Source organism: Empedobacter sp. UBA7494, assembly GCF_002478465.1.
GTDB lineage: Bacteria > Bacteroidota > Bacteroidia > Flavobacteriales > Weeksellaceae > Empedobacter > Empedobacter falsenii_B.
Window position 1 is genome coordinate 31,087 of sequence record NZ_DLOC01000055.1, and the last position, 13,134, is coordinate 44,220.

Annotated in this window: 13 protein-coding genes and 1 pseudogene; 3 read left to right on the plus strand and 11 right to left on the minus strand. The window is 31.6% G+C overall.

Going from position 1 to position 13,134, the window contains the following annotated elements; all coding sequences use genetic code 11:
• Positions 1–14 precede the first annotated feature (14 nt).
• From B4E95_RS06885 to B4E95_RS06895, 3 genes are read right to left on the minus strand one after another with little or no spacing between them, the layout of a single operon-like run.
• Positions 15–1,169 (minus strand): MFS transporter, encoded by a 1,155-nt coding sequence (locus B4E95_RS06885; RefSeq protein ID WP_038331221.1) that lies wholly within the window; start codon positions 1,167–1,169, stop codon positions 15–17.
• An 8-nt stretch (positions 1,170–1,177) separates the two neighbouring features.
• Positions 1,178–1,567, minus strand: a complete 390-nt coding sequence (locus tag B4E95_RS06890; RefSeq protein WP_291090842.1) for a VOC family protein — start codon at positions 1,565–1,567, stop codon at positions 1,178–1,180.
• Positions 1,568–1,570: 3 nt separating this feature from the next.
• Entirely contained in the window at positions 1,571–2,650 is a 1,080-nt protein-coding gene (locus tag B4E95_RS06895; protein ID WP_291090844.1) for an NADH:flavin oxidoreductase/NADH oxidase, read from the minus strand.
• Positions 2,651–2,946: 296 nt separating this feature from the next.
• On the opposite strand from B4E95_RS06895, the gene B4E95_RS06900 reads away from it, so the two are divergent.
• Positions 2,947–4,281, plus strand: a complete 1,335-nt coding sequence (locus B4E95_RS06900; RefSeq protein WP_291061600.1) for an NAD(P)/FAD-dependent oxidoreductase — start codon at positions 2,947–2,949, stop codon at positions 4,279–4,281.
• 71 nt (positions 4,282–4,352) lie between these two features.
• Here B4E95_RS06900 and B4E95_RS06905 read toward each other — a convergent pair whose 3' ends face one another.
• From B4E95_RS06905 to B4E95_RS06940, 8 genes and pseudogenes are all read right to left on the minus strand, one after another.
• Entirely contained in the window at positions 4,353–5,000 is a 648-nt protein-coding gene (locus B4E95_RS06905) for a hypothetical protein (RefSeq protein ID WP_291090846.1), read from the minus strand.
• A 146-nt stretch (positions 5,001–5,146) separates the two neighbouring features.
• Positions 5,147–5,932: a zinc ribbon domain-containing protein gene (locus B4E95_RS06910; RefSeq protein WP_291090848.1), complete on the minus strand. Its 786-nt coding sequence runs from the start codon at positions 5,930–5,932 to the stop codon at positions 5,147–5,149.
• A 2-nt stretch (positions 5,933–5,934) separates the two neighbouring features.
• Entirely contained in the window at positions 5,935–7,032 is a 1,098-nt protein-coding gene (locus B4E95_RS06915) for a Nif3-like dinuclear metal center hexameric protein (RefSeq protein WP_414647145.1), read from the minus strand.
• Entirely contained in the window at positions 7,029–7,517 is a 489-nt protein-coding gene (locus tag B4E95_RS06920) for a GNAT family N-acetyltransferase (protein WP_280051139.1), read from the minus strand. Before B4E95_RS06920 ends, B4E95_RS06915 begins: the two co-directional genes overlap by 4 nt.
• Positions 7,489–8,520, minus strand: a complete 1,032-nt coding sequence (locus B4E95_RS06925; RefSeq protein WP_291090850.1) for a phosphotransferase enzyme family protein — start codon at positions 8,518–8,520, stop codon at positions 7,489–7,491. Before B4E95_RS06925 ends, B4E95_RS06920 begins: the two co-directional genes overlap by 29 nt.
• A gap of 6 nt (positions 8,521–8,526) precedes the next feature.
• Entirely contained in the window at positions 8,527–9,447 is a 921-nt protein-coding gene (locus tag B4E95_RS13065; protein ID WP_291061590.1) for a nucleotidyltransferase family protein, read from the minus strand.
• Positions 9,437–10,921, minus strand: a pseudogene (locus B4E95_RS13070) (Gfo/Idh/MocA family protein). Before B4E95_RS13070 ends, B4E95_RS13065 begins: the two are co-directional and overlap by 11 nt.
• A gap of 88 nt (positions 10,922–11,009) precedes the next feature.
• On the minus strand, positions 11,010–11,894 hold the full coding sequence (locus B4E95_RS06940) for a ChaN family lipoprotein (RefSeq protein ID WP_291090855.1): 885 nt from the start codon (positions 11,892–11,894) through the stop codon (positions 11,010–11,012).
• A gap of 74 nt (positions 11,895–11,968) precedes the next feature.
• On the opposite strand from B4E95_RS06940, the gene B4E95_RS06945 reads away from it, so the two are divergent.
• Both B4E95_RS06945 and B4E95_RS06950 read left to right on the plus strand, forming a co-directional pair.
• Positions 11,969–12,865 carry an ABC transporter ATP-binding protein gene (locus tag B4E95_RS06945; RefSeq protein WP_291067672.1) on the plus strand — a complete coding sequence of 299 codons (897 nt, stop codon included), beginning with the start codon at positions 11,969–11,971 and terminating at the stop codon, positions 12,863–12,865.
• 1 nt (position 12,866) lies between these two features.
• Positions 12,867–13,124, plus strand: coding sequence for a hypothetical protein (locus tag B4E95_RS06950; RefSeq protein WP_291090857.1), 258 nt, complete (start codon positions 12,867–12,869; stop codon positions 13,122–13,124).
• Positions 13,125–13,134 lie beyond the last annotated feature (10 nt).

Sequence of the window (13,134 nt, forward strand, 5' to 3'; positions counted from 1 at the left end):
TTGAAGTAATATTTTTAAACTCTTTTCGATTTTAATTGTAAAAAGATTGCTGCAATTATTGATCCGACCGAAGCCATAATAAAACCAACCCACAATTGCGAATTAAATCCTAATCCCATTGCAATCGGAATTCCTCCTAAAAATGCACCTAAAGCATTTCCGATATTAAAACTTGCTTGACCAGCTGCAGCCGCTAAAGTTTCTGATCCTTTTCCGTTATTAATCAACATCATTTGAATTGGCGAACCAATTGTAAACGCAATTAATCCCGTAATAAACGACATAATATAAGCCATTATTTGTATATGAGAAGTGAAATAAACAATCACTAAACAAACCGCCATCGACGCAAAAGAGATGATTGCAGCTTTATTTGGTGACATGGTATCTGCCAATTTTCCACCTATAAAATTACCGACAAACATTCCTAGACCAATCAAAGTCATAATGATTGGAACTTTTGTTTTAGGTAAGTCTGCCACATTTGTCATTAACGGAGAAATGTAACTTATCCACGCAAATAATCCTGAAGTTCCGATAGAAATCATCACAATTAATACCCAAGCTTCCCATTTTTTGAAAAAACTTAATTGTTCTACTAAACTTCCTTTATTTGTATTTTTAAGATTCGGAACCCAAAGAGAAATCGCTAACATCGTGATTAATCCTAAACTTGCAATAATCCCAAACGTTAATCGCCACGAAAAAACTTGTCCTAATTTCGTCCCTAATGGAACTCCGACTAAATTCGCAAACGTTAATCCAGCAAACATAATCGAAATAGCTTGCGCTTCTTTTCCTTTTGTTGCTAATTGTGCAGCCACAACAGATCCTACACCGAAAAATGCTCCATGAGGTAAACCAGACATAAAACGAGCAATTAATAAGGTATTGTAACTTGGTGCGATAACAAAAAGTGAGTTAAAAATGGTAAACAATAACATAAAAAAGATTAATACTTTTTTAGGCGAATATTTACTTGTAGCCATGATCAATGTTGGAGCTCCAACCATTACGCCCATTGCATACATTGATATAAAATTCCCTGCTGTTGGAATTGAAATATTCAAATCTTTTGCAAAATCCTCTAAAACTCCCATCATCGAAAATTCCGTCATTCCGATGGCTAAACCTCCCATTGCTAAGGCAAGTAAACTCTTTTTTACCATTTATTATTCTATTCTTCGTATAATTCTATCGGCAAACCGTCGGGATCTACAAAAAAAGTAAACTTCTTTTGCGTGTATTCATCCACACGAATTGGCTCTACCTTTACATTCAACTGCGTTAGTTTTTCTACTTCATTTTCTATATTTTCCACAGTAAAAGCAATATGTCTCAATCCAGAAGCTTCTGGTCGAGAAACACGTTTTGGTGGATTAGGAAAAGAAAATAATTCGATGCAGTAATAATTTTGCAAAGCTAAATCTAATTTATAAGAATCACGTTCTTTTCGGTAAACTTCTTGCACAATTTCGAAACCTAAAATTTCTGTATAAAAATGTTTTGATTTTTGATAATCCGAACAAATGATTGCAATATGATGAATTTTTTTTAATGCTAACATAATTTATGCGTAATGATTATTTTTTGCTCTTTCATATTGTGGCAACCACTTTATATCTTCTTCTAACTCTTTTGCAGCACGTAATGCGAAATATGGATCGCGTAATAATTCTCTTCCTAAAAAGATTAAATCTGCTTTTTCATTTTGAAGAATTTCTTCGGCTTGTTTTGGTTCAAAAATCAATCCAACAGCTCCAGTAATTATTTCAACTTGATTTTTAATTTCATTTGCGAATGGAACTTGATAATTTTTTTTGACATCAATTTTTTGATGACTCACTCCTCCTCCAGACGAAACATCAATCACTTCTACTCCATTTTGTTTTAAAATCTTACACAATTCGATTGTTTCTTCTAAATTCCAACCATTTTCTGCCCAATCCGAAGCTGACAAACGAACCCAAAGCGATTGAGTTGTAATGTATTTTTGCATTTCAGCAACAATTTCCAACACAAAACGAATTCTATTTTCGAAACTTCCACCATATTCATCTGTTCTATTATTAATTAAAGGTGACAAAAACTGATGAACCAAATAACCATGCGCGCCATGAATTTCTAAAATTTCAAAACCAGATTTTATAGCACGCTCTGTAGCTTTTCCCCATTCTTTTACAATATTTTCAATTTCTGAAACTGATAATTCATGTGGGGTTTCATCCAATTCATTAAAAGGTAAACTAGAACTCGAAACCGTTTTCCAACCATTTTTTTCGTCAGATTTTATTTGATTGTGTCCCAACCAAGGCTTTTCTGTACTTGCTTTTCGTCCTGCATGCGCTAACTGAATTCCAGGAACACAATTGTATTTTTTAATTTCGGAAGTTAATTTTTGATACACTTCGATATGTTCATCTTTCCAAATTCCTAAATCGCCATACGAAATTCGACCATCTGCAATAACCGCGGTAGCTTCTTGTATAATCGCCGAAACATTGCCAACTGCACGCGAAACATAATGTTGAAAATGCCAATCATTTGGAAAACCATCTTCCGAAGAATATTGACACATTGGCGACATGATAATTCTATTTTTTAATGAAATAGATTCATTTATATTGATTGATTCAAATAATTTGCTCATTACTTGTTTTTTGACTTAATTAATTTGGAATAAAATTCGTGAATTTGATTGATTTCTTAAAACGATTCAGCTTAAAAATTGTTTAAATTCTAATCTTTCAACAAAATTAAAAAAGCTTAGAAATACATGAAATCACAAATAATTTTAACAATTTATTTAAAACTGACAAAAAACATAAATTTAAAAAAATCTAATAATCAATCCGATATCATAGTAAATATCTAAGGTTCAGAATAATTTTTAATAAATCTTTCATTGTTTCTTAGTTTGTTCGTAATTTTACAAAAAAGTGAATTTTGGAAAAGAAAAAGATTGTCATTTTAGGTGCTGGATTTGCCGGACTTAAATTAGCCCGTAAATTAAATAATAACCCACACTTTTCTGTTACACTTATTGACCGTTATAACTATCATCAATTTCAACCTCTTTTTTATCAAGTTGCTACAGCAGGAATAAACGCTAGTGATATTTCGTTTCCTATACGAAAAGTATTTCAAGGAAGTAAAAATGTCAGCGTACGATTAGCTGAAGTAACAGCTATAAAAAAAGAAGCTAATATTGTTGAAACCACAATCGGAGATTTTTCTTACGATTATTTGGTTATTGCCATGGGATGTACCACAAATTTCTTTGGTAATAAGCAAATTGAGGAATTATCATTCCCAATGAAATCCACAAACGAAGCTTTAACGCTAAAAAACAGATTGTTAACAAATTTTGAAAGTGCTTATTCTGCTGAGTCAGAAGAAGAATTAGAAGAAATTTTGAACATTGTTGTTGTTGGTGGTGGACCAACTGGAGTAGAACTTTCTGGTGCAATTGCGCACATGAAAAAACACATTCTACCAAAAGATTATCCAGATTTAGATTTCTCTAAATTGAATATTTATTTGATTGAAGGAAGTTCTAATTTATTAGGACCTATGTCTGATTTAGCTCATAAAAAGTCTCACGAATATTTGACAAATATGGGAGTACATATTTGGACAGAAGGACGAGTTACAGATTATGATGGAAAAACTATTTCCTTAGCTGACGGACGCACAATCAAAACAAAAAATTTAATTTGGTCTGCTGGTGTTACAGGAAATATTCCTGAAGGAGCTGTGTCTCAAGAAGAGTTACAAAGAGGTAACCGTTTTAAGGTAGATCGTACAAGTAAAATTATTGGAACTGATAACATATATGCTATTGGTGACATTTCTTGTATGGAAACACCTAAATATCCTCATGGACATCCTCAATTAGCACGTGTTGCTGGGGATCAAGCTATGAATTTAGCTAAAAATTTCAATAAAATTGGACAAGGTTTATCAGAAGATAAATTAACTTTATTTGAATATCAAGATCCAGGATCTATGGCTACAATAGGAAAACATAAAGCTGTTGTTGACTTACCTAAATTCTCTTTCTCTGGGCGTATGGCATGGTTTACATGGATGTTCTTACACTTAATGTTAATCTTGACTGTTCGCAACAAACTGGCAATTTTCTTTAATTGGGCTCAAAATTATTTTACAAATGATTCATCATTACGTATTATTGTTCGTCCAACGAAAAAAGATTTTAGATTTAATTTGAAAGGTTATCGTCGTTTTCCAAAGAATCGTGATAAAGAAGTAGAAGCTTAATCAAAAAAGTATATCAATAAAAAACTCCGCTAAATATTTAGCGGAGTTTTTTGTATCTATAAATTGAAATTTTATTTTCTTGCCGAAGGTGTTCTCACTCCTGTTTTTACTCTTTCTGTTGATGCAGATTTTGCACTTACAGCATCTTTAGCAGATTTGCTGTATAATTGGATAAAATCAAATAATCCATCAAAATCACCAGTCAATGTTTTATCATTCGAAACTCTCAATGCAAAATTTGTAGATAATAAACTTCTGTTATAAGGGTCAAAATAATTTTTTAGATTAATAGATCCAGAAGAAAAATCTGTATCTAACAAAGCAAACGTTCCAGAATTAAGAACTGGTACATAATTTTGCATAACAGGATCTTCGTAATATTCGATATAATCCAATCCTCTATCGTTATTTTCTGTTACGTAAGTTCCATTAAAATTTAAATCACCTCTTTGGAAAATTTCTAAATACAAATAAGCTCCATTTAATTTACCATTCTTAGGAACTGGATTCGTCGATAATTCTACACTATAATAAAATCCACCATCAGCCTTTTTGATATCTGCAACAACTGCATTTCGAAGCGGAAATGATACACCATCATAATTGATTTGTCCAACATTTACAATTTCAGGTTCATAATAGCCATCATCATTATTCACACAAGACGTTAATGAAATACACGAGACAGCTAACATGGCTAAAAATATAATTTTTTTCATAATTTCTAAATTTTCAAACTAACTATATTGCCAATATTACAAATAACGTGCTAAAAAATAAAAAACAATTAGTTTTAGCATAAAAAAAGTGTCACACAATCGTGTAACACTTTGATATTAAATAAAATATTTTTTAACACAGAAAATTATCCTTTGATTATGATTTCCATTTTTTCTTGCTCTTCTAAAGCTAGTTCCAAATCAACTAAGATACGTCCTGAATGTTCGTCAGCGATAATTTTTTTACGTTGAGCGATATCCATTTGTCTTTGTGGTGGAATTGTAAAGAAAGATCCCGCAGAAGCTCCACGTTGTACAGGAACAACAGCTAAACCATTTTTCACAGAATTTCTGATACGGGTGTAAGCGTCTAATAATCTTTGTTCGATTTTAGCAGAATATTCAGAAGATAATTTCAATAAATTACTTTCTTCTTTTTCTGTATCTTTTACAATTGTATCCAACTCAGCTTGTTTGTGAGATAAATGCTCTTTCATTGAATTTAATTTTGCATTAAATTCTTCAACTTGTGCATTTTTTTGAGAAATTTTAACTGTAAACTCACGAATACGTTTCTCAGATAACTCAATTTCCAAACCTTGATACTCTACTTCTTTCGCTAAAGCATCAAATTCTCTATTGTTACGTACGTTATCTTGTTGTTTCGTGTATTTTTTAATTAAAGCTTCAGCATTTTTGATTGCTTCTTTCTTCAATTTAATTTCTTCATCCAAACCTTTAGTTTCGTCAACTATTTTTTGGATTCTCGTTTCTAATTGTGCAACATCGTCGCTCAAATCTTCAACTTCTAAAGGTAATTCACCTCTTGTATTTCTGATTTCATCTAAACGTGAATCAATTAATTGCAAGTCGTATAACGCGCGAAGTTTTTCTTCTACGCTTAGTTCTTTAATATTTTTTGTTTCAGACATAGTTAACAATAATTAACAGGATTGGTATTAATTCCAGAATTAAAGACCACAAAATTAGTAAATTTTTCTTTAAGATACGAAGTTATTAAGTTTTTTGTAAACTGTTCCGATTCAAAATGCCCAATATCTGCCAAAACAAGCTTATTTTCAGCAGTAAAAAAATCGTGATATTTCAAATCTGCCGTGATATAAATGTCCGCTCCAGCTGAAATTGCATTTTTTATTCCAAATGCGCCAGAACCTCCAAGTACAGCAACCTTCTTTATTTTTTTGTTTAATAATTTCGAATGACGAATAACGGGTGTATTCATTTGAGTTTTTAGATAATTGAAAAAATCGAGTTCTTCCATTTCATTTTCTAACTCTCCAATCATTCCAATTCCAATATAATTGTTTTGATTATTCAACGAAATAACAGAATATGCAACTTCTTCGTACGGATGATTTTTGAACAAAGCATTCATCACATCACCTTCCAAATGTTGCGGAACCACAACTTCTATTCGCGTTTCGTTTACTGTTTCCAGCTTACCAACTTCTCCAATAAAAGGATTTGCGCCATCAATTGGTCGAAAATTTCCTTTGCCTTCTATCGCAAAACCGCACGAATCGTAATTCCCAATTTTCCCTGCACCCGCTTCATACAACGCAGATTTCAATTGCTCAGCATGTTCTGTTGGAACATAAGTTATCAATTGTTTGATGGTTTGAGACTTTGGAATAAGAATTTTAGTATTCAATAAAGATAATTGTTCAGAAATTTTGAAATTAACACCAACTTTCGAATTATCTAAAGCCGTATGCGTTGCATAAATATTAATTCCATTTTTGATCGCTGTCATCACTGCTTTTTCAACATAATTTTTTCCGTTTAATTTCTTTAAACCTGAAAAAATAATTGGGTGAAAACTCACAATCAAATTACAATTTTTCTCAATTGCTTCTTCTACAACTTCTGGTGTTGTGTCCAACGTTATCAAGATTCCTGTTACCTCATCATTGTAATCACCAACAAGCAATCCAACATTGTCAAAATCCTCTGCATACGCCAAAGGCGCTACTTCTTCCATCGCCAAAGCGACATCTTTTATTCGTATCATTTCTCTTTTAAAAGCAATTTTTCTGTAGGCAAATCATTTTCGATACCTTTCCAATACGATTCAAAATTAAACTTTTCTAACAACTTTCTTGAAGCAACATTATCAGGATCGATGACAGCCATTACTTGCAAATCAGGAAATTTTTCTTTTGATTCTGCTAATAAATGTTTGCAAATCATTGATCCAAAACCTTTTCTCCAAAATTCTTTTTTCAATAAATAACCTATTTCAAGTGAATTTTCGATGTGTTTGTTATACACCAATTTACAATCACCTAAAAGTGTGTCGTTTTCGTCATAAACCTTAAAAAAACCAAGGTTTTCGTTAACGCTACCTTTTTCTAAGATTGATGTAAATTTGTGATTTGCTTGCTCTTCATTCAAACCTTTTCCAGAGATATATTTCATCACTTCGTCGTCCTGAACAAGTTTAAAAAAGTTATTAAAATCTGTAGGTTTATATTTTTCGAACCGAATTTTCTTCATGAAATTTTGTTAATGCTTTTAATAAATTGATTTGATTAATCGTACGATTTAGATTTTGTTTTGGATAAGAAATCGAATAATAAATATCGTTTTCTAAATAATCTGCCAAAAATCTAACCGCCTGAATATAAATCACAATATACGCAACAAAATCCATATTTTCGATCTCTATTGGTTGTAAATCATATTTTAAATGTTCTAAAAACCCATTTTTAACCGCTTTATAATAATCAGGTTCAAACAATTTTTCAGGATTAGGATCATCTTCTGCTTTCAGATTTGCGTATGTACGAATCATATCTCCAAAATCGCACAAAATATTTCCTGGCATTATTGTATCCCAGTCTATCACAGCAATTGCTTGCGAATGATTATCATTATTAAATAAGAAATTACTGATTTTCGCATCGGCATGAACGACACGTTTTGGGAAATCTATTTCTAAATATTTTTCAACTTGATGCAGATTATCTAAAATATAAGCAACTTCTTCTTTCGTTTCTTCTAAACGCTCTGTTGACGCATTTTTCAATGCATTTTTAAAATCATTTACACGTTTATGATAATCTAAAAACCCGACAATTGAAGGATGAATTTCATCAACATTAACATCTAACAAATACGAATGGAATTCACTAATTGTTTTCGCAGCTTCGTATGCTTGTTCCGCAGATTCTACTTTCTCAAAACAAATAGAATTTGGAATAAAAGAAGTCATTCTCCAGATTTCTCCATCTTCTTTTGCTAATAAATTTCCTTGCAAATCTTTTACAATTTCGATTATCGAATTACCATAACTCTTTGCTTTTAGATGACCAGAAATGATGTCAATATTATTCGAAATTACTTCTGGTTGAGGAAAAACATGCGTGTTTATTTTTTGTAAAATATATTTTTTTCCTTCGTACTCAACTTCATAAGTAGAATTAATCCAACCAGAACTGATTGGATTAATACTAACTTGATCTATATTTTCGAAATAATGTTTTAATATTTTCTCCATTATATTTTATGTCCAAAGTGAATTTGGATATTTTTGATCATTGATTAAATTTTGAATAGAATTTACTACAACTTCTCTGTCTTCTGGATAAGTCATTCCGAACCAATTGTCATCCGATTTTTCTACAATCACTTCCAATTGATCTTCTTTGATCATATCATTTACAACTTTTGGCAAGAAAAATTCTGCTTTCAATTGAGAAGCATTTTCGAGAAGAAATTCCTCAAATTTATCTTCTAATTTTCTAAAAATAGAAGGATGTAAAACGAAGAAATTCATCGAAACAGCCGTATCTCCGTCCAATGGTAAAACGTTATCATCTTCTTCGAAAACAATTTCTTTATTTTCGTTAGAATAGATATTTGTACGCTCTACAACATTCTCCAAATGACCGTTTGTTACAGTACAAACTCCACGAGAAACAGAACCATTTTCGCTAATCGTATTGGCCAATTTGTACGCAACCATACCATAAGTATTTGCTGTAATTTTTTCGTTTTGAACCAATTCATTTGCTTTCTCAAATGCTTTACGACCATAAAAATCGTCTGCATTAATCACAATAAATGGATTGTTTAAATGATTTTTTGTAATCATTAAAGCATGTCCTGTTCCCCAAGGTTTTTCACGTTTTTCTATTGTATCGTAAATTCCTCTCGGAACAGAAGTATATGTCGTTTGAAGAACAAACTCAGCTGAACCTCCATTTTTTTCAATTAAATTTTGAAAATATTTTTTGGTTTCAACATCAAGTTGATCATTAATAATGAATACAAAATGTTTTATTCCGCAAGAAAAAGCATCGAAAATTGAATATTCCATCAACGTCTCTTTACTTGGTCCAATTGGATTAATTTGTTTTTGTCCTTTGTAGCGGCTTCCCATTCCACCTGCTAAAATGACTAATGATAAGGTTTTAGATTCCATAATCTTCTGTACCAAAAACTGGTTTTCTTGTTTTATATTTTCTCTTGTAAAGTCTGGCATTTCTTGAGAAGCACCATTTCCTTCGATAGATTTTTCACTTAATGGTGTTACTGCATACCAAGTTGCTAAATCGTATACATCGAATGGGAATTCTTTGTTTGCTTTAATACACTCGATAAAATCATTCATTAAGAAGAAATCCATTCCTCCATGTCCTGCTCCTTCTGCTTGAGTTTCGTATTTTTTCCAATATGGGTGATCGTAAGTTTTTAAATGATCTTCTGAGCTCGCCCATTTGTGAGAATGTTTCATTTCATCTTCGAAATAGATGAAACCTTGGCTAAATCCTCCTGAACCGATATCTTGCCAAATACCATCAGTCCCTTGAATACGGAAACCTAAGTTATATGGACGCTGTAAAGATGTATCATGTGTTAATAGGATTGTTTCTCCGTTCTCAAATTTTAACATTGTTTGAACGATATCTCCTTGCTTGAATTTAACTTTTGCATTTGGATGATCTGCTCCTCCATTTTTCACGATATAATCAGTTAAACCTGCTTGCTGAGAAGCCATAGAAGTTAAGTGTGTAATTCTATTTCCACGGTTAACATCCATCATTGTACCAATTGGTCCTAAACCATGCGTTGGATATAATTCTGCATTACGTTTTACATAATGATTTGTACGCCAAGCAGCTTCAGAGAAACCTTTGTCTCCAAACTCAACTCCACCACCATAAGGTTGTTTACCATCATTAAATAATACATTTCTTAAATCGTGTTGGTAACCACCTTGTCCATGAACAATTTGTCCAAACATTCCTTTACGAACCATATTCATTACAGCCATCACATCGCGACGGTAACAAACATTTTCCATCATAAATACTGGAACTTTAGTTTTTTCATATGTATCTACATAATTCCAACATTCTTGTAAATTCATCGCTCCACAAACCTCTAAGCCTACAATTTTACCAGCATTCATCGCTGCAATTGTTTGCTCCTCATGAAACTCCCATGGCGTAGCAATAACTACAGCATGCATTTCTTTATTCTTATATAATTTTTTGTAACCGTCTAAGCCTTTGTAGTATTCTACAGGTTTTTTCTTGTGTTTTGCAAAAATTTTGTTACAAAGATCAATCATTCTTTTATTTGGTTCAGCGATTCCAACAACTTCTACATAATTTCTCTTCAAAAGTTCGTCTAAATGTCCTTGCTCTCTCATTCCATGAGCAACTAGTCTTACTTTTACTTTATCAATCTTTGATGTAAAATCAAATTCCAACAACTTCTAAATAATTTCTCTTCAAAAGTTCGTCTAAATGTCCTTGCCCTCTCATTCCATGAGCAACTAGTCTTACTTTTACTTTATCAATCTTTGATGTAAAATCAAATAATGAATCTGGTGATACTAGTTCTAGCGTAGATGCTGCAGCAGTCGATTTAATAAAATTTCTTCTGTCCATTGTGGTTTTTAATTTTGTTTACTTAAAAATTTTTAAGATTGCAAAATATGAAAAAGAAATCAATTTAGCCTCCTGTTTATCACTAAAATTAGTAGGTTTTAGGCGAATCCTTAGGAAAAACTATTATAAACTCTGTAGTAGTAATATTTTCGTTTTTTGATTTAATTGCAGATAATTTTTCATTTAAATCTTCACTTTCTAGAATTTCAATTACAGCGATTTTAAGCTCAGGTCGAAAATATTTCAAATACCAATAAATTCCACCGTAATTTTTAGAATGATAATCACCATTGTAATGAATAAATAGATTATTCTTCTTCAAATTATTCAAAATTGATTCTGCCATTGTTGCATCTTTTGTTGCTTGTGCTGCAACAAACTGTTTTGCCTTCACTCCTGCATGATCTCCCATCATTTTTATCATCTCAGGATAACCAGGGGCATCATAATCTATGGTAATAGGAAGTTTTGCAATAAACCCTTTTTCATCGTTAGAAATAGTATCCAAAGCTTCAAGTCCATTCTTAGCAACATACGAAGCATATTTGCGCATTACATTAGTCGCTACAAAATCTAAATTCTTCTCTTTTGCAAAATCAACAAGAGGCTTATAATCTGTTTTATAATTACTCCAGAGCTTTGTATTCTTTTGAAACTCTTCATCTGTTATTTTTCCTTCTAGATAATTAGTTAATTCCGTTTGCTGATGACGTTCAAACATTTCAGCGCCAAGTTTCAATTGATTTCCTTTTATCTTATACAATTCTTTTGTAGTTTGCAATTGCAACCAATGGTTAATCGCATTATTATGATATTCACCAAACAAAACCACATCATATTTTGCCAATTCTTTTATCATTTTATCAAAATCAACTTTCTTTTCTTGTTGATTAAAAATTTGATAAACTTTTCCATTTTGCGCTTTAGCATGAATTGTAAGTACAATTAATAACGTATAAAGTATCGTTCTCATATTATTTAAATTGATTCTAAATTGTAACAAAATAACAAAAAACTCTACATATAAAGAAAACAAATTCAACTACTATGAACAAAGTTCTTGAAATTAATCAACTAACAAAACAATTTGGCAGCTTTACAGCGGTCAACAACGTCAGTTTTTCGGTGGAAAAAGGAAACGTTTATGGATTACTTGGTCCTAACGGAAGTGGGAAATCGACAACCTTAGGAATGATTCTTAATGTAATTAATCCAACTGCGGGTTCGTGGAAATGGTTCGATAAAGAACCGAATAACGATTCGTTAAAAAAAATTGGAGCTATTATCGAAAGTCCAAAATTCTACCCATATTTATCAGCAGAAAAAAATCTTAAAATTGTCGCTGATATTAAAGAAGTTAATTATGCAAAAATTGACGAAAAACTTGAATTAGTTGGATTACTTTCTCGTAAAAAAGATAAATTTCAACAATATTCGTTGGGAATGAAACAACGTTTGGCAATTGCGGCTGCGTTATTAAATGATCCTGAAGTGTTGATTTTAGACGAACCTACAAATGGTTTAGATCCACAAGGAATTATTCAGATTCGTGAATTGATTATTAAAATTGCTCAACAAGGAACTACAATTATTCTAGCAAGTCATTTATTAGACGAAGTCGAAAAAGTATGTTCGCATGTAGTAGTTCTGAATCAAGGAAAAATGCTTTATGCTGGTTCTGTCGATCAAATGAATTCAAGTTTTGGAAGTATTGAAGTTGCTGCGCAAAATATGGAAAGTTTGGAATATACACTAAAAACGTTCTCATTCGTTTCAAAAGTTACCAAAGAAAACAACAAACTTTTTGCTGTTTTATCAGAAGAGAAAGATCCAGCAGAAATTAACAAAATGTTTTATGAACAAGGAATTATCGTGAATCATTTAGTAAAACGTAAAGAATCTTTAGAGCAACAATTTTTCCAATTAATCCAAAAACAGAACTAACATGAAAAGATTATTTAGCATAGAATGGAATAAATTATTCTACAACAAAGGAACGCGAATTTTCATCATTTTGTATTTTGTGATGATTCTGTTAATGGGAATTACGTTACCGAATTTCAAACCGAACATGAATGGAATTGAAGTTGATTTAATCAAATTGGGTGCATTAGAGTTCCCTGGAATTTGGCATAATATCACGTGGTTAATTGGTTTTGGAAAATTCTTTTTAGCTATTATTGTTATTAATAATAACCCGTAGTGCATTTAGG